15 protein-coding genes are annotated in these 18,164 nt (G+C 61.9%); 13 read left to right on the top strand and 2 right to left on the bottom strand.

Going from position 1 to position 18,164, the window contains the following annotated elements; translation table 11 throughout:
- Positions 1–54: 54 nt before the first annotated feature.
- From CKW40_RS06935 to CKW40_RS06875, 13 genes are all read left to right on the top strand, one after another.
- Entirely contained in the window at positions 55–960 is a 906-nt protein-coding gene (locus tag CKW40_RS06935) for a carbohydrate ABC transporter permease (RefSeq protein ID WP_179297863.1), read from the top strand.
- Positions 960–1,826, top strand: coding sequence for a carbohydrate ABC transporter permease (locus tag CKW40_RS06930; protein WP_095199227.1), 867 nt, complete (start codon positions 960–962; stop codon positions 1,824–1,826). Before CKW40_RS06935 ends, CKW40_RS06930 begins: the two co-directional genes overlap by 1 nt.
- Positions 1,823–3,292: an aldehyde dehydrogenase family protein gene (locus tag CKW40_RS06925; protein WP_095199226.1), complete on the top strand. Its 1,470-nt coding sequence runs from the start codon at positions 1,823–1,825 to the stop codon at positions 3,290–3,292. The genes CKW40_RS06930 and CKW40_RS06925 overlap by 4 nt, the downstream gene beginning before the upstream one ends.
- A gap of 39 nt (positions 3,293–3,331) precedes the next feature.
- On the top strand, positions 3,332–4,540 hold the full coding sequence (locus CKW40_RS06920) for a sialidase family protein (protein ID WP_095199225.1): 1,209 nt from the start codon (positions 3,332–3,334) through the stop codon (positions 4,538–4,540).
- Positions 4,541–4,582: 42 nt separating this feature from the next.
- Positions 4,583–5,734, top strand: coding sequence for an exo-alpha-sialidase (locus CKW40_RS06915; RefSeq protein ID WP_179297862.1), 1,152 nt, complete (start codon positions 4,583–4,585; stop codon positions 5,732–5,734).
- Positions 5,721–6,824, top strand: a complete 1,104-nt coding sequence (locus tag CKW40_RS06910; RefSeq protein ID WP_095199223.1) for an ABC transporter ATP-binding protein — start codon at positions 5,721–5,723, stop codon at positions 6,822–6,824. The genes CKW40_RS06915 and CKW40_RS06910 overlap by 14 nt, the downstream gene beginning before the upstream one ends.
- A gap of 128 nt (positions 6,825–6,952) precedes the next feature.
- Complete coding sequence (locus tag CKW40_RS06905) at positions 6,953–7,915, top strand: dihydrodipicolinate synthase family protein (RefSeq protein ID WP_095199699.1); 963 nt, start codon at positions 6,953–6,955, stop codon at positions 7,913–7,915.
- Positions 7,916–7,965: 50 nt separating this feature from the next.
- Positions 7,966–8,964 carry an ABC transporter substrate-binding protein gene (locus tag CKW40_RS06900; protein ID WP_095199222.1) on the top strand — a complete coding sequence of 333 codons (999 nt, stop codon included), beginning with the start codon at positions 7,966–7,968 and terminating at the stop codon, positions 8,962–8,964.
- Positions 8,965–9,115: 151 nt separating this feature from the next.
- On the top strand, positions 9,116–9,799 hold the full coding sequence (locus tag CKW40_RS06895) for an ABC transporter ATP-binding protein (protein ID WP_244571109.1): 684 nt from the start codon (positions 9,116–9,118) through the stop codon (positions 9,797–9,799).
- A 49-nt stretch (positions 9,800–9,848) separates the two neighbouring features.
- On the top strand, positions 9,849–10,592 hold the full coding sequence (locus CKW40_RS06890; RefSeq protein ID WP_095199220.1) for an ABC transporter permease: 744 nt from the start codon (positions 9,849–9,851) through the stop codon (positions 10,590–10,592).
- Between the two features lie 30 nt (positions 10,593–10,622).
- The gene (locus CKW40_RS06885) at positions 10,623–12,128 is read left to right on the top strand and encodes an aldehyde dehydrogenase (protein ID WP_095199219.1); all 1,506 of its coding nucleotides are present in this window, start codon (positions 10,623–10,625) and stop codon (positions 12,126–12,128) included.
- Positions 12,125–13,033 carry a D-2-hydroxyacid dehydrogenase gene (locus CKW40_RS06880; protein WP_095199218.1) on the top strand — a complete coding sequence of 303 codons (909 nt, stop codon included), beginning with the start codon at positions 12,125–12,127 and terminating at the stop codon, positions 13,031–13,033. The genes CKW40_RS06885 and CKW40_RS06880 overlap by 4 nt, the downstream gene beginning before the upstream one ends.
- The gene (locus tag CKW40_RS06875) at positions 13,033–14,232 is read left to right on the top strand and encodes a mandelate racemase/muconate lactonizing enzyme family protein (RefSeq protein ID WP_095199217.1); all 1,200 of its coding nucleotides are present in this window, start codon (positions 13,033–13,035) and stop codon (positions 14,230–14,232) included. The genes CKW40_RS06880 and CKW40_RS06875 overlap by 1 nt, the downstream gene beginning before the upstream one ends.
- 225 nt (positions 14,233–14,457) lie before the next feature.
- On the opposite strand, the gene CKW40_RS06870 is transcribed toward CKW40_RS06875, so the two are convergent.
- Together CKW40_RS06870 and CKW40_RS06865 are read right to left on the bottom strand one after the other, a co-directional pair.
- Positions 14,458–15,783 (bottom strand): ISNCY family transposase, encoded by a 1,326-nt coding sequence (locus CKW40_RS06870; RefSeq protein ID WP_095199216.1) that lies wholly within the window; start codon positions 15,781–15,783, stop codon positions 14,458–14,460.
- A gap of 467 nt (positions 15,784–16,250) precedes the next feature.
- Entirely contained in the window at positions 16,251–17,441 is a 1,191-nt protein-coding gene (locus CKW40_RS06865; protein WP_095199215.1) for an NADH-quinone oxidoreductase subunit D, read from the bottom strand.
- Positions 17,442–18,164: the final 723 nt, after the last annotated feature.

The raw sequence follows: 18,164 nt of genomic DNA, 5'->3' as shown, positions 1-18,164 counted from the left end.
CGCGACCTCCACCGCGACGGACCGCCGGACAATTTTGACCACGGACAGATCGCGATGACGATGGCTGCTAACATGGACGCGAGCGGCGCGCTTGGCGCTGAGCGTTACGAGACGGACCGGGCAGGATACCTGCTTGTCGCCTTCTTCGCGATTCCTTTTTTCCTGTTCAATATCCTTCCCGTGTTGTTCGGCGTCTACGTCTCCTTCACACGCTGGAGTATCGTTGGTTCGCCGAAATGGGTGGGGCTTGAGAACTTCTCCAAGGCGTTCAGTGACCAGTGGGTCGCGGTCGCCTTCAGGAACGTCTTCCTCTACGGCCTCGTCATCGTTCCCTGCGTGACCGGGCTCGGCTTGCTGTTCGCGCTTTTCGTGAACAAGCGCTATCCGCTATCGGGCCTGGCGCGCACGCTCTTTTTCGCCCCTACGGTCGTGTCCGCGACGGTGATCGGGCTTGTATGGGTCTGGATGCTCGACACCCAGTATGGGCTCGTCAACTACTACCTGTCATTTCTGGGTTTCGACGACATCCCCTGGCTCACCTCCACGCGCTGGTCGCTGATCGGCGTCAGCATCGCCTCGGTCTGGTGGGATCTGGGCCTTGCCTTCGTGCTGTTCCTGGCCGCCTTGCAGGATATTCCAGGCGAGATCATCGACGCGGCGCGGGTGGATGGCGCCAACCGCTGGCAGCGCTTCAAGCATGTGATCCTGCCACATCTGCGACCCGTCATCAGCATGGTGGTGACGCTGCAGCTGATCTCCACGCTGCGCATCTTCAGTCAGGTCTACGTCATGACCAATGGCGGTCCGGCCAGCTCTTCGTCCTCGCCGATCCATTACATCTACAATCTCGCCATCGTAAGAAACCTGTTTGGCTACGCCGCCGCGGTGTCCCTCTTGCTGTTCGCGTTGATCCTGGCGATCACCGTGGTCCAGCGCTTTCTTCTCAGGGAGCGTGCTTGATGACCGCCTGGCTGGACCAAAAGCTCGAGGCGCGCGGCCTCGAAAGAGCGGATCTCTTCATCTGGCCGCTCGGCATGGCCGTCGCCGCTCTCTGGGCGTTGCCCTTCGTCTGGATGGTGTCGACCTCCTTCAAGTTTCCGGGCGATGTCATGACCAAGGACATCGAATGGCTTCCCCACCGCATCACCCTGAACAACTACATCAAGGTCTTCGACTACCCCGTCATACGCTGGGGCTTCAACAGCGTGGTGCAGGCAACGGTATCGACCTTCCTCTGTGTCCTGTTCGGTGCGATGGCCGGCTACGCGTTGGCGCGCATGCGGTTTCCCGGTCGGGATACGCTGTTCTACGTCTTTCTCGCTTCGCTGATGATACCCACCGAGGTTTCAGTGATCCCGCTGCTGCTTGGCTTTGTCAAAATCGGCTGGGCAAGCAGCTATCAGGCCCTCATCTTGCCATCGATCGGCAATGTCTTCAGCGTCTACATCTTCCGCCAGTTTTTCCTGTCGTTCCCCAAGGAACTGGAGGAGGCCGCGAAAATGGACGGTGCGGGACCGTTCAACCTGTTCTTCCGCATTGCGCTCCCGCTCGCCCGGGCGCCGGCAATCGCGGCTTCCGTCATCATCTTCACCCTGAACTGGAACAACTTCCTGTGGCCGCTGCTGGTCACCTTCGACGAGTCAATGAAGACGCTTCCGGTCGGCATAGCAGCCTTCACGCCAGTGGTCGGAACGCAGACCCAGATCGAGGGCTATAGCGTCGCCATGGCGGCGGTGACCATCCTGAGTATCCCCAGCCTGCTGCTGTTCTGTTTCCTGCAGCGCTATTTCATTCAGGGCCTTTCCCAGGGCAGCGTGAAACAATGACGGTACGAACCTATTCCCGCACCGATCTTATCGATCCTTTGCCCGGCCAGCACTTCATCGACGGCAAGTGGCGAAAATCCACTGAGGGTCGAACATTCGAAACGATCGATCCCAGCACGGAAGCGGTGTTGGCAATCGTGGCGCGCGGCGATGCCGGCGATATCGACACTGCGGTCAGAGCCGCGCACCGCGCGCTGCAGGGCGACTGGCGCAACTTGAACGCGGCCGAGCGTGGACGGCTGCTCTTCAAGCTGGCGGATTTGCTGGAAGCGGACGCGGAGCGGTTTGCATTGCTCGAAACGCTCGATGTCGGCAAGCCGGTCAAGGAGGCGCTCGGCGATATCAGGGGCGTGTGCGCGACGCTGCGCTACAACGCCGGCGCCGCCGACAAGATGGAAGGGTCGACGATCCCACTGGGTCGCGACGTCGTCGACTTCACCATGCTGGAGCCGGTCGGCGTGACCGGCCATATCGTGCCCTGGAACTATCCGCTGGGCATGGTCGCGCGCTCGGTGGCGCCGGCACTTGCCGCGGGCTGCACGGTCGTGATCAAGCCTGCCGAGCAATCGCCGCTCACGGCGCTGGCCTTCGCTGAACTGTGCCAGAAGGCGGGATTGCCCGATGGCGTGGTGAATGTCGTGGCGGGCTTTGGCGAAGACGCCGGGGCGGCGCTTGTTTCGCACCCCCTGGTGCGCGGCATCACCTTCACCGGATCGGTCGAGACAGGGCGCAAGATCTATGCCGGCGCGGCACACGGCTTGAAGCCCGTCGTGCTCGAACTCGGCGGCAAGAACCCGATGGTGGTGTTCGAGGATGCCGATCTGGAAAGGGCCGCCTTCGATGCGCTTGACGGTGCGTTCGGCAACAGCGGCCAGGTTTGCTCCTCGTCGTCGCGGTTCCTGCTGCATCGATCGATCCGCGAAGAATTCCTCGACCGTCTGACGGAAGGCGCGGCCCGGCTGACCGTCGGCCGGGGTCTCGACAATTGCGATCTCGGACCGCTGGTCTCGAAGGAGCAGCATGCCAAGGTACGATCCTACATCGACGCCGGCCGCGCATCTGGGGCGACAGTGCGGCTCGGTGGCGGCCGTCCGAAAGGACTTGAGCGCGGCTATTTCGTCGAGCCGACCATTTTCGATCGTGTCGATCCGGCAAGCCCGCTCGCCCATGAGGAAATCTTCGGTCCCGTCGGCGTGGCGCTGTCCTTCGATACCGCCGACGAGGCGCTGGCCATGACCAACGGCCTCCGCTTCGGGCTCGTCGCCGGTGTCTACAGCCGCGACATCTCGCGCGCCCTGACATTCGCCCGCGACGTCGAGGCCGGCTCGGTTTGGATCAATGGCTGGTTCATCGGCGGCGTACAGGCGCCGACCGGCGGCATCAAGGACAGCGGGGTAGGGCGCGAGCGCGGACTGCCCGGCATCCGCAACTATCTCAGTATCAAGAACATCGGAATTCGGCTGTAGGCCGGAAAATCAAGACATCCCAAAAGAGGAAACCAGGGAATGACTGTTATGAAAGACGTTGAGCACTTCACGATCTTCAAGGATCAGGAGCATTGCGTCAACCAGATCGCGACGCGGCTTCTGAAGAACGGCGACATATTGGCTGTGTTCAACGAAGAGCGCTTCCCCTTTCATCACGACAGCGGCCAGACGCTGATGACCCGTTCCAAGGATGGCGGCAAGACCTGGAGCCCGCCCAAGGTCGTCCTGCCCTGGTCTGAAACGCAGGGCAACTGGGACTGTGGCATCTGCGAAACGCAGGACGGCACGCTCATCGTCAACCTGACCATCACCGGCTTCTTCAAGCGCGGCATCAAGCCCGAACAGCCTTCGTGGAGCTCGCACCCCAACACCAAGGAATGGGGCGACTGGACCTGGGCCTACAAGACGCAGGCCTGGCTCGGCACTTTCGTCGTCAAGTCGAAGGACGGCGGCGAAACCTGGACCCAGCCGATCCCCGTCAATGTCCGCCCGCTCAAGCATGGCGGCTGCCGCCTCGGCTGCTGGGAATTGCCGAACGGCTCGCTGCTGATGGGTCTTTACGGCCGCATCCATGGCTATGAGGAAGAGGGTGAAGGCGAAAGCACGCGCTCGGCGCTGATGCGCTCGGACGATGGCGGCGACAATTGGGAGTATTTCTCCACGCTCGGCTTCGACCCCGCCAGCATCATCGACTATGAGGAGCCCGGCTTGGTCCGGCTCGCGGATGGCAGGCTGGTTTGCTTCATGCGTACGCATGTCAACCCGACCAGCGATGCCAAGAACATGGTCATGACCGTCTCCGAGGATGACGGCTTCAGCTGGACGCCGCCGAAATGGACCAACATCTGGGGCTATCCGCCGGAGATCATCGCTCTTCAGGATGGTCGCTATCTGATGGTCTACGGCTATCGCCGGCCACCCTATGGTGTGCGCGCGATCATCTCTGACGATGGCGTCACCTGGGACGTGAAGAACGAGTTCGTCATCCGCGAAGGCGGCGTCCCCGGCCAGACCGTGACGGAGACGCCTGGATCGAGCCGCATGACACCGGCCTCCGGCAAGATCGAGGGCGGCGACGTCGACTGGAACCATCCGGGCGTCTACCAGCACATCGGCTACCCCAGCGTCGTCCAGACGCAGGACGGCGCGATCGTATGCTCGTACCACGAATGGAGCGACGACCCGAAGCCGCTGCAATATGTCCGTTGCACGCGTTTCCGGATCTGAGCACCAACGATGACATCCGGCTCGGCAGCCTCGATACCTCGAATGGATCACCAGACGATCCATTGCGATCCGCACGCATACAGCGCGCATCCGCATCTGGCGGTTGCGGCCAACGACAATTGGCTGCTGGTGTTCACGCGGTCGCGCCGCCGTGCCGGGATCCTGCATCCGCCGCAGGACCCACTGTACTGCAACATGCTGATGCGATCGGCGGACGAGGGGAGAAGCTGGTCGGCTCCTTCCGTCGTCCCCGGCTTCGGCTGGCAAGGCGTGGAATGCGCCGGGCTCACCCCGCTGCGCTCAGGTGTTGTGCTGCTGAACCAGTGGCGCTTCGACTGGCATACGCTTGCCTACGCGCAGGCCCATCTTGCGCCTGGCGCCTATACACGACCGGAGGAACTGTTGAGCGCCGAGGCCATGGGGGCCGAACTTCAGGACTGGACGCCGGAGAAAACCGCGCTTGCCGAACGTTATCCCTGGGCGCGCGGCGGCGGGCAGACATGGGTTCATCGTTCGGTCGACGGCGCAAACACCTTCACCGCGTCGACGCGCATCGACACGTCGCCTTTCAGCGGTGGCTACGGCATGCGTGGCGGGATCGAGGTCGACGGCGAAATCATGCTGCCGCTCTGCGATGTGCCGAACTATGCCGCCGTGTTCACCTTGCGGTCGGGCGATGGCGGCCAAAGTTGGTCCAAGCCGCGCCTTGTCGCGGCGGGCGAAGGGCATGCCTTCGAGGAGCCGGCGCCCATCCTGCTGCGTGACGGCCGCATCGTCATGCTCTTGCGCGACAATGTCTCGCGCATCCTGCATGTCGTCAGTTCGGGTGATGGCGGTGTCTCGTGGAGCGCTCCGTCGCCGACCGGGATCGAAGACTATCCGGCCGATATGGTGGAACTCGACGACGGCCGCATCGCCTGTGTCGCCGGCAGGCGGCGCGCGCCCTTCGGCATCGCGCTCTACATCTCCCAGGACAAGGGAAACAGCTGGAATTCGGCCAGTCCCTACGTGGTCCGCTCAGGCCTTCCCAACCGGGATCTGGGCTATCCATCGCTGGCGCTGCGCGCCGATGGCAGCCTCTACGTTGCCTACTACGCACAGGATTCCCAAGGCATTACAGGCATCCATGCCAGCGTTCTCGTGCCCGACGCTGACGGCTGGCGCCAGGAAGGACTTGCTTATGGCCAAGGTTGAGCTTTCGGGCGTCTCGAAGAAATATGGCGAGAAGATCATTATCCCCGGCGTCGATCTGACGATCGAGCATGGTGAATTCCTGGTCTTCATCGGGCCGTCGGGCTGCGGAAAATCGACGTTGCTGCGCATGATCTGCGGCCTAGAGCCGATCAGTGGTGGCACGGTAGCGATCGGCGGCAAGCCGATGCGCGGCGTGCCGCCGGCAAATCGCGGCGTGGCCATGGTGTTCCAGAGCTATGCGCTCTACCCGCACAAGACGGTCGCCGAGAACATGGCCTTCTCCCTGCTGATGCAAGGCATGCCGAAAGCCGAGCGCGACAAGAGGGTCGCCGCTGTCGCCGACACGCTTCAGCTTGGCCCGTTGCTGGGCCGGCTTCCCAAGGAGCTTTCCGGAGGACAGCGGCAGCGCGTGGCGATCGGCCGGGCGATCGTGCGTGAGCCCGAAGTGTTCCTGTTCGACGAGCCGCTGTCGAACCTCGATGCCGAACTTCGCGTCCAGATGCGGCTCGAACTCGCCAAGCTGCACAGAAGCCTTGGTGCCACGATGATCTACGTCACGCACGATCAGACCGAGGCGATGACGCTGGCCGACCGGATCGTGGTGTTGCGCGATGGCGTGATCGAGCAGTTTGGAACGCCGGCACAGATCTACGACGCGCCCTGCAACCGGTTCGTCGCCGGCTTCATGGGTTCGCCCAAGATGAGTTTCCTCGAGGCGTTCGTTGAGAGGCAGGAAGGCACGCGCCTGGCGCTGCAGATCGCGGGAACGACCGGCGGCAGCGTGGAACTGGACCTGGCGCAGCCGATGGCGCTCTCCGGCAGCGTGACCGTTGGCATCAGGCCCGAGCATTTCAACACACACCGGACTGCCGGCCCGCGTCTGCAGGCCGATGTCGAGTTCGTGGAACGGCTTGGCGGCGAGAGCTTCCTGCATGCGCCAGCGCATCCGGCGGGCGCGGTGGTCATGCGTCAAGGCGACGAGGAAGCAAGGAGCATCGGACCGGGAAAATGCGAGATCGGGGTTGATTGGCGCAGGGCGCATCTGTTTGCCCGGGACGGCAAAACGATACCGCTCATGCGGAAGCTCTAGGGGCACGGGACCTGTCCTGGCCTTGTGCTCAGCTTCGTCAATCCGGACGGACGTGAGTGACGGTCAAAGCAAAACGAACAGAGCGGCGGGCAATACGACTCTGCCAAGTCTGCATGAAGGAGATGACTTTGGACTTTGAAAAATTGAAATCGCGTCTGGCGGGCTGCTACGTGACGATACCGACGGCATTCGTGGACAGTGCTGACTTTCCGGTCAATCATGTGGCGATCAGAGCCTATGTCCGCTTCCTGATCGACAACGGCCTGACCGCCGAATATGCCACGCTCCTGGCGGGTGGCGCGGCGGGCGACTTCTCGACCATGTCGTTCCAGGAACGGATCAGTGTCGGTGAAACCGTTGTCGATGAGGCCAAGGGACGCGTTCCGCTTGCCTTTGGCGGCCAATCGACGAGCACGCTGGAACTGGTGAAGCTGGCGCAGGCGGCGCAGTCGATGGGGTTCGACTTCCTGCAGGTCTCGTGCCCGTTCTATTTCACCCACACGGAGGCCGATTTCGAGGAGTTCGTCATGGCCGCGGCCAAGGCGGCGCCGCGCATTGGCATCATCGTCTATAATACGTTCTGGACCTCGACGAGCCTGTCGTTCGGCATGATTGATCGTCTTGCCAAGATCGAAAACGTTGTCGGCCTGAAATGGGCGACGCCGCGAACAGACGCCATGGAATTCGAGGACGTCACCTCGAATTTTTCCAAACGCTTCACGATCATCGACAACAATCTGTTCTTTCCCTACTCGGCAATGCCGTCGCTGGGGGCGCAGGCCTTCGAGGTGCATCTGTGCAACTACTGGCCGGAATGGGGCATCAAGCTGATCGACGAGGTCAAGGCGCGGAACTACACCGAGATCGCGCGCATGATGGTGGAGGAGGCCATGCCCTTCTACAAGCTCTGGGTGGCGATCGAGAAGGAGTTCACCAGCGGCGACGGCTATCTCGACAAATTGTGCATGGAACTGATCGGCCTGCCTTCGAGCCGCTGCCGGCCGCCGACACGCGACATCCGCCAGGACTATCGCGCCAAGACCCTGGCGATGATGCAGGCCGCGGGCGTGCCCCGCCTCGTGTCCAAGTAGACAATATCGGGAACACCACAAGAAGCGACAAATCAAAAGGAGCGACCGCTATGCGCAATTTCAAGGATGTGATGCTCGGTGCCGTGGCAGCCACAATGTTGCTCGTCGGCGTCGCCAAAGCCGACGACGATGTGAAGTTACGCCTCAACTGGATGTACTACGGTTCCCATGCCGGCTTCGCCCTCGGCAAGGTGAAGGGTTTCTACAGAGATGCCGGCATCAACCTTGATATCCGTTCCGGCAATGGATCGGGCTCGGCGCACCGTCTGGTCGCCAACGGCGACAGTGACTTTTCCTATGGCTCATGCGGATCGATGGTGAACCTCGCCTCGCAGGGCGCCGCATTGATCTCGGTCGCGGTGATCGATGCCATGGGATCGGAAGCGATACTGGTTCGCCCCGAAGCGGGCATCACCAAAATCTCCGACCTCAAGGGCAAGAAGCTGCTCACCACGGCCAATGCCGGCGTCAACACGTTCTTTCCGATCGTCCTTGCCACGGCGGGCCTTTCGCCTTCCGACATCACGCTCACCAATGTGCCTGACGGCGCGCTCGTATCGAGCTATCTGCAAGGTGCCGGTGACACGGTAGGCATGCTTGGCGGCATCGACGACAAGCCGGCCGAGATCAAGAAGAACGGCGGCGCCGCACCGGTGGTTTTTCCCTATTCGGCCCATGGCGTGAACCAAGTCGGATATTGCATCGTCGCTCGCAAGGACATGGTCGCGAAAAACCCGGACCTCGTGAAACGCTTCGTGCAGGCGACCATCAAGTCCTATAAGGCGGCCGAGGCCAATCCGGACGCGGCGATCGCGGCGATTGGCGACATCGTCGGCGGAACGATGAACGAGGATGAGGGAAAAGCGCAGGCCCGCGCCGTGCTCGATGTGACGCTCAGCCTGCTCTATTCGGCCGCGAACAAGGACAAGACGCTCGGCTTGAACGTTCCGTCCGATTGGGAAAGCATGGTGACCCTGATGAAGAAGTACAATGACCTCGACCCAAAGGTCGAGGCCACGCAATTCTACACCAACGACTTCGTCAAGTAATCGGCGAACCGGGGTGGCTTGCCGTCACTCCGGTGCTCGCTTCCAGTCGGACCAGATTGAACAGTCAATGAATCCGCTTATCGAACTTACGGGCGTGCAGAAGGTGTTCGGGGCAGGCCCCGGCGCCCTGCATGCCTTCGGTCCGGTCGACATGAAGATCGAAAAGGGCGAATTCGTCTCGTTGCTCGGTCCGTCGGGCTGCGGAAAGTCGACCCTCATGCTGATGATCGCCGGGTTGCTCGACGCCACAGGGGGCCGAATTGCGATCGACGGGCGCACCGTCGTCGGGCCACAGACCGACATCGGCATCATGTTTCAGGACAATACGCTGGTGCCGTGGCGCACCGTGCGTGGCAACATCGAGTTGCAGCTGGAGCTGCGAGGACTTTCAACGGCCGCTCACCGCGCCAGCGTGGACGAATTGCTCGCTTCGGTCCATCTTGAGGATTTTCAACGGCGCTACCCGCACGAACTCTCCGGTGGGATGCAGCAGCGCGCCGCATTCTGCCAGGCGCTGGTGCATCAGCCCGCGACCATGCTGCTCGACGAGCCGCTCGGCAAGCTCGACGCCATGACCCGAGAAGCGATCCGCACCGATTTGCAGGCGCTGTGGATACAGCGCCATCCGACCGTTGTGTTCGTGACGCACTCGATAGAGGAGGCTATCCAGCTTTCCACCCACGTCGCCATCATCACGCCGCGCCCCGGACGCGTCGAACGGATCATTTCCGTCGATCTGCCTTATCCGCGCGATTTCGAGGTCAAGAGCAGCCCGCAATTCATCGGCTACGTCCGGCAGGCTCAGGAGATATTTCGCGGCTATGGCGTCCTCTGATCGACCCTCTCCACCGGAGCGCGCTGCCCGCTGGATTGCGCGGTCCTGGATGTCCATTGCTTTCTTCGCGGCGTTCTTCCTCGCCTGGCAGTACTCCATCGTCTGGTTCGATATCCCGCGCTACATCCTCACGCCTCCATCGGTCATCGTCACGAAGGGTTGGGCGGACATCGACCGGCTGCTCTACTACACCTGGATCACCGGCGTGGAGGTCGTGCTGGGTTACGCGGTGGCGGTCATCCTGGCGCTGCCGCTCGGCCTCGCCATCGCATTCTCGTCCATCCTGCGCCGCACGATCTATCCGTTTGTCGTCTGCGTCGAAATGGTACCCAAGATCGCCTTCGCGCCGCTCTTCATCTCCTGGCTGGGTTTCGGCCTGCTGCCCAAGGTGATCATCGTCTTCCTGGTCTGTTTCTTTCCTATCGTGCTCAACGCCATTCTCGCGTTCAGTTCGCTGAGCGAGGAACTGTCGCGCTTCAGCGTCTCGACCGGCGCGAGCGTATGGCGCACCTTCGTCAAGGTCCGGCTGCCGGCCGCGCTGCCGCAATGCTTCGTCGGCTTCAAATACGCCGCGATCAACGCGACGGTCGGCGCGGCAATCGCGGAGTTCATCGGCTCGGACCAGGGGCTCGGCTTCTACATCCAGATCGTCACCGGCAACATGCGCCCGGACCTTGCCTTTGCTGGCATCTTTTTCCTGACAATCCTCGGCCTGGCTTTGTTCGGCTTGGTCACGCTCGCCGAGCGCCTCCTCATTCCCTGGCATATTTCGGTGCGACACCAGTCGCGCTGACCTCTCAACGCATCCGACGGAGACCAAGACGTGACCTTAACCAAAGACAGCGCTCACGCAGTCGCTTCCAAGCTGACCCCGAAAGGTCTCGCCTTCATTGACGGCAAATTCACCGCGGCAGCGGACGGCGCGACTTTCGACACCATCAACCCGGCGACCGGCCAGTTCGTTGCCGCCGTGGCGCATTGCGGTGGCGCCGATGTCGATCGCGCCGTCAAGGCCGCCCGCAGATCCTTTGACGACGGTGTCTGGTCGCGCGCGGCTCCCGAGTTCCGCAAGGAAGCGCTGCTGCGGCTCGCCGAACTCGTACGCGCCAATGCCGACGAACTCGTCGTTCTCGAAAGCATCGACAGCGGCAAAACCATCACCGACTGCGCAAACGAGATCGGGCGGGAGGTTCCGAACTTCTTCCAGTGGTATGGCGAACTCGCTGACAAGTCGTTCGGCAAGGTGGCACCCACCGGAGAGAATGCGCTGGCCCTCATCGTCAAGGAGCCGGCCGGCGTCGTGGGTCTCGTCCTGCCATGGAATTTCCCGCTGCTGATGGCGGCCTGGAAGATGGCGCCCGCGCTCGCCGCCGGCTGCTCCGTGCTGGTAAAACCCGCCGAGCAGACGCCGTTGTCCGTCCTGCGCCTTGCCGAACTCGCGCAGGAAGCCGGCATCCCGGACGGCGTCATCAACGTGTTGCCCGGTCTCGGCGAAATCACGGGCCAGGCGATAGGCCGTCACCCCGATATCGATATCGTCTCCTTCACCGGGTCGACCGAGGTCGGCGGTTATTTCCTGCGCTATGCCGGCGAGAGCAATCTCAAGGTAATTGGCCTGGAGATGGGCGGTAAGAGCCCGTTCATCGTGCTGGATGATGCCGATCTCACGGACGATCTGATCGAGCATGCCGCGATGTCCGCCTTCTGGAATGGCGGCCAGAACTGTTCCGCGAACATGCGGCAGCTTGTCGACCGCAGTCTGGCTGAGGAGTTCGCCCATCGCGTCACCGTCCGCGCCAAGGCATTCCGTGTCGGCGATCCACTCGATCCGGCGACCAATATTGGCGCCATGGTCAGCGCCGAACACCAGAACCGCGTGATGGGCTACATCGAGCGCGGATCGGCCGAGGGTGCCCGCTTGCTGACCGGCGGCGGCTCGACGGGGCCAGGCTACTTCATCGAGCCCGCTGTCTTTGCCGATATGACGCCCACGATGAGCATCGCCCGCGAGGAGATTTTTGGCCCTGTCCTCGGCATTCTGCCGGTCGCTGGAATGGATATGGCGCTGCGGATCGCACGCGACACCGACTACGGCTTGCACGCGACCGTGTTTACCAAGGATATCGACCGCGCCATCCACATGGCGCGGCGGCTGCCCTGCGGCACTGTTTCGGTCAACGGGTTTTCAGAAGGCGACGTCAAGACGCCCTTTGGTGGTTACAAGCGCTCCGGCTCGCTTGCCCGGGACAACGGCACCGAGGCCATGGACCAGTATCTGCAGACCAAGACGATCTGGATCAGTACTGCGCAGCCCTCGGTGTCCCGATGATGGATATTGCGGTCTGCGGCGCATTTGCGGACGAACAGGTAGCGCGGCTCAGGGACGGCGCGGGTGATATTCCGGTCAAGTTGATGGAGGCCGAAGCCAGTTGCGATTGCTCCATTGTTTTTGGCAACCCCGAACCCGATCAGGTCGCGGCAAACCCGAACCTGCGCTGGCTGCAACTGGAATCCGTCGGGTTTGGTGAGTATGCGGGCCTCGACTGGAACCGGGGCCACGGTGAGACGCTGGTTACCAACCTTGCCGGCTTCTTTGCCGACCCGGTCGCGGAATCGGCGCTTGCCGGCATTCTTGCGCTCTATCGGGGCATCGACCGCCTGGTCCTTCTCCAGGCGGGCAAGCAGTGGCTTGGCGATCCCTTGCGCACACGCCTGCGCGTGCTGCGCGGGGCGCGCGTCGTTCTGTTCGGCTATGGCGCGATCAACCGGCGGCTGGCTGAACTGCTGGCGCCATTCGGCTGCGTGATCACGCCGATCACACGCGAGGGGATCACGGGGCTCGACAAGGCGCTTGCCGGGGCCGACCTGGTCGTCTGCACGGCACCTGCCACCTCCGCGACTTCGGGTCTTTTCGATGCTGCCCGACTGGCCAGGATCAAGGTCGGCGCGATCTTCTGCAATTTCGGGCGCGGCTCGATCCTGGATGAGGACGCGCTTGCCGACGCCCTTGAGCATGGCCTGCTTGGCGGCGCGGTGATCGACGTGACCCGCGATGAACCCTTGCCGACCGGGCGCAGATTATGGACCTGCCCGAACATGATCCTGACGCAGCATTCCGGCGGTGGCACGACGGATGAACTCGACCGCAAGGTCGATGTATTCCTGGCAAATCTGGCGCGCTTTCGCGCCGGTATGCCGCTCGACGGCGTCGTCGATTTCTCACGAGGATACTGATGGCCCAGATCACCAACATCCGCTGCGTCCTGCTGTCGTCGGCCTACGCCGATGCGGACGATCCGGAAATCAAGGAATGCTTTCCCAATGGGCCCAAGCGCACCATCGGCATGGTGGAGGTCACGCTGGATAATGGCGTGACCGGACTGGGTGAAGGCTACCTCGCCGTCTTCGCACCGCTGGTGTTCCAGGCGATCGTCGACCTTTGCCGTCCGCAGGTGATCGGCCGCGATGGCTTCGACATCGATCGCCGGGTCAAGGACCTTCGCAGCCTGTGCGATTACTGGTCGCTTCAGGGGGCCGCGCGGCACGTCATCGCGGCCTTCGAGATTGCTTTGCAGGACGCCAAGGCCAAGAGCCTTGGTGTGCCCGTCTACACGCTTCTCGGCGGGGCGCAGGCCCAATCGATCCAAATCTACGGCTCGGGCGGCTGTTGCGATGCCAAGGAACAGTTCCTGCGCGAACTGGATATGCTGGGTTCGCTCGGTATCGAGATCTACAAGATCCGATCGGTCAAGCGCGATATCCTGCGCACGGCCTGGGTGCTGGAAGAGGCCGGGCGGCGCGGCATCAAGGTCGGCGTCGACATGTGCCAGAACCTGGCCGACCCGCCGCAGGCGGTCGAGGATGTGGTGGCCTTCGTCGAGGCCGTCCACGCCATCACGGACCAGCGCATGGTGTTTGTCGAGGAGGCGCTTGGCCCCGACCAGCCCGATGCCTTTCGTGAACTACGGGGTCGTATCGATGTGCCGGTATGCGGCGGAGAAATCGTCACCACGCCCAAGGAAATGATCGAGCGCATCAATGCCGATGTCTATGATTTCGTCCAGCCCGACGCTTCGGTGATGGGCGGAATTTCAGCGGTGATGGACGTGTTTGAGGCGGCCAAGGCCAAGGGGACCGACGTGGTCGTGCATGCCTGGGGTGGCGCTGCCGCGATCATGGCCAGCTATCACGCGGCCTTCGCCGCGGACGGAAAGCTGGTCGAATATCCAATGCTGTATTTTCCGCTCGGCGCCGAGATGATCGGCGACCAGGGACGCATCGAAAACGGCCGCCTGATCCGCCCGACCGCGCCGGGGCTCGGTCTAACGCTCACCCCCGACATGGAGGCGCGCTATCCTTTCGATGAAACGGCCGTCTATTCCTGCGTGCTGACGGACTGGGGCCCGCCACCGGACAGCTATTGGCGAGATTAGCCCAGTTAGCCTCGCCACCTTAAGGAATGCTGGACTAGTTTCCGTCCATAAACCTACGTATTTTACAGCGTTTACAATCGCTTATCCTCGGTTGGCAGAGCATTTGAGGGCATGCGACGGAATTACAGGCGCTGGTTTGGTCAGAGCGGTGCTGCAAGCGCGATCCGGCGCACGCCCCGCGACCGGATTGGCCGGTGCGGGTGCGACTGCGATGCCTGGTCGGCGTCAGGTCGCTTTGAGGCGAATGAAGAGGACGAGGTTGTAGGCCACGACCGAGGACCAGACGTAGGTCTTGAAGTGGTCAAGGCCAGGCCAGGTGCAGCGCGCCAGGCCGTAAGCACGTTTGAGGCAAGAGATGCCAGCTTCGATGCCGGCGCGGAAGTTGCGCAGCTTGCGATAGACCCACTTGCTTCTGACCATGTCCTCGATCCTGAGGCCGGCTTTCTTGTGGAATGCCATGTCGGAGACGCCCCACGCCTTCGCTTTAGCCAGGTTGTCGCGCGTGGCGAAGCCGCCATCGGCGGCGGCTTGCCGCGGCGCTTGACCATAGAGGTCGATGTGGCGTTCCAGCATCGGCAGAAAGCGGTCGCTGTCGGCCGGGTTGCCTGCTTCGATGACCAGATCGAGGATCATGCCGCTCCTGCCGGAGGTCAGGTTGAGCTTGTGGCCGTACTCGGTGTCCCGGCTGCCTTTGACGATGATATCGGCATACCGTTCGAACAGGCTAACCAACTTCTCGCGGGCCGGCACGCGCCGCTCGCTCTGTCTGATGATGCGTTCGATCAGCGGCCGATAGTGACGAACCTGGGCCTGCCACAGTGCGATGGGCGGCGGAGTGCTCGCCTCGGCCAACCGCTCGGTCGCCCCCTTCAGATAGGCCAAGGTCGCGCGAGTGATTGCGATCAGTTCGCGGTAGAGTTGGACGCGATTGGGTCGGCCGCGCGTGAACTGGATCTTGCGGGCGCGCTTCTTGGCTGCGCGGCAATGATCGCGCCATGATGCGCCAGCGCCGCCGACCAAGCTATCGGCCCGCTTCAAAAGCCGCACCATGACCCGCACGGCATCCCACAGCAGACTGCTGTCGCTCGGCTCGTGCATGAGTGCCGAGGTCACAGTGCTGTCCAGCCGCACGACTGCACCGTCTTCGAGCTTCGCCTGCCGCGCGCTCGACAGCAGCACCCGATTGATCTGTTCCCAAGTCTCAGATCGGATCGCACTGATGGTCCTTTGCAGCACCGACTTCTGCGGGCTCCATGACCATGGCAGTCGGGCAAAGGGGCGAAACGAGGCGGAGTCCTCGAGATGGAATGCCAGCTCTTGGTAGCTCAGCTGCCGGTACTGCTTGAGGATCGCGCAGCGCAGCACCGCTTCGGCCGGCAGGCCCTGCCGTCCGGTAGCCTTGACGCCGACCCGGACCAGGTCTCGGGCCACCAGGCCGAGCAGATCGCGATGCTCGTCCAGCCATTGCGACATCGCCTTCAGCTCGTGGCCGATCTCGTGTGTGGCGAAAAGATCGAATATGCTCGCTTGGACGGTGCGTTCTTGGCGCATTGTCGGCTCCGGCGGTGGCAGATTGTGCTTTGGAATCAGTGGCATGAGACCAAAGTGTACCTGAAACCGCCGGGCCTTGCTTACGCAAGCTCCGATTCACGCAATAATATCAATATGTTGGCGTTTGTGGACGGAAACTAGTCTAGTTTAGAAACCCCGCTTCGGCGGGGTTTCTCGCTGAGGGAAGCGTTGAGGCGACCCCGAGGGGTGATCCACAGGGGAGGGGGCGGCGCCAGAGGCCAGCGGTGCGGCTTGCCCAGCACAAGATGACGGCAGGCCAACCTCCCCAAGCCACGCGTCGTAGTGGCCTGCTGCCGGTTCCATGGACACGGAGTTGAGGTTAAGATGGAACCGGCAGCAGGCCAGAGACCCACTCCGGCAGGCCTTTTTTTGCGCGACTTCGATAAACCACGGATGATCCTGCAATTGTAGGCCTATCTTCCAGCAGCCGAGATGTGCAACTCGGCTTAACGATCGATCTCTCCGAACACGATGTCGAGCGAACCAATGATCGCGGAGACATCGGCGATCATGTGGCCCCGACACAAGAAATCCATTGCCTGCAGATGGGCGAAGGAGGGTGCTCGGATCTTGCACCGGTACGGAACATTGCTGCCATCGGAAATCAGATAAACGCCGAACTCACCCTTCGGTGCTTCGACCGCAGCGTATACCTCTCCGGCGGGCACGTGATGCCCTTCCGTGTAAAGTTTGAAATGATGGATCGTCGCTTCCATCGAGCGTTTCATCTCGGCACGCGACGGTGGCGTGATCTTTTGATTTGGAAGTGCGACCGGGCCCCGGCCTTCCGGCGATCGTAATTTTTCCAGGCATTGCTTCATGATCCGTACAGACTGGCGCATTTCCTCCATGCGGACGAGATAGCGGTCATAGCAGTCCCCGTTCTTGCCGATGGGAATGTCGAAATCCATTTCGGAGTAACATTCATATGGCTGCGCCTTGCGCAAATCCCAGGCCGCGCCCGATCCGCGTACCATCACGCCGGAGAAGCCCCAAGCCCAGGCATCGTCAAGACCGATCCCGCCGATATCGACGTTGCGTTGCTTGAAGATGCGGTTGTCTGTGAGCAGCACTTCGAGATTGTCGCAGACCTTGAGGAACGGGTCACAGAAATCCCAGATGTCGTCCAGAAGCTTCGGAGGCAGATCCTGATGCACGCCGCCGACCCGGAAATAATTCGCGTGCATGCGGGCGCCGGAAGCGCGCTCGTAGAAGACCATCAGCTTCTCGCGCTCGGCAAAACCCCAGAGCGGCGGGGTCAGCGCGCCGATATCCATGGCTTGCGTCGTCACATTGAGAAGGTGTGACAGAAGCCGGCCGATTTCGCAAAAAAGGACACGGATGAGCTGTCCGCGCCTGGGAACCGATATTTCGAGCAGCTTCTCGGCGGCGAGGCAGAATGCATGCTCCTGATTCATCGGCGCGACGTAGTCGAGCCGGTCGAAATAGGGCAGGGCCTGCAGATAGTTCTTGTGCTCTATGAGCTTCTCGGTCCCGCGATGGAGCAGGCCGATATGCGGATCGACGCGCTTGACGACCTCGCCATCGAGTTCAAGCACGAGCCGCAAGACACCATGCGCGGCCGGATGCTGCGGTCCGAAATTGATGGTGAAGTTGCGAATTGCGGCCTCGGCCATGGCGATCCTTCCGGCCTCGTAGTTCGCAGTCGATCTCGAATGCCCGATGCAAAGTGCGGCGCCTGACCGACGATCAAATCAAGTCGTCGTCTGGGCCATCGTCGCCGATGTTGGCAGCGACCACATGCGACGAATCCAGCTCGACCGCTGCCGACACCGACACGGCAGGTGGCGTAGCATCGATCGAACTTTGCAGGATATACTACTCTTCCGAGCTCGTTTGGGTAATCACGGCATCGACCTCCGATCTAATTTCCGGAGGCAAATCCTCGATGTCGATGACCGCTACGCTCGTGAAGCCTGGTCGCACAAAGTTGGCGGAGCCTGGGTTACATCTGGGGGAAGTTGCGCGCCCGGGGATTGAGCGTAAACTGGCGACGCCACGCCGAGTGCCAAAAGGACGGCGATTGTCGTCAGCATGCGCATGATCTTTCCGTTCCCGTTCGCTCAAAGGAGGATCATCTTTATGGCAACAAAGAGTATCCCTTAGTTGTGGCCCTCGGCTGCCACAGATGTGCCCAATGGTGAAAGCCGTGCCTCGGAGCTGTTGCCTTGGACATGTAAATCGTGAGACCGGTAATTTTGCTGGGGTAGTGTCTACAGGGATTGGCAGCAAGGTCCGATCCAACACGGTCGGTCTCCCCCCGAGGATGGGCCGAACGCCTTGCCAGGAAACTCAGGCTCCGATGAGATAGCAGGGCTCCGAAAGCTCACGGCTTCGGA

The sequence above is a fragment of the Mesorhizobium carmichaelinearum genome (assembly GCF_900199455.1).
GTDB lineage: Bacteria > Pseudomonadota > Alphaproteobacteria > Rhizobiales > Rhizobiaceae > Mesorhizobium > Mesorhizobium carmichaelinearum.
This window is presented reverse-complemented; position numbering and strand designations above follow the sequence as displayed.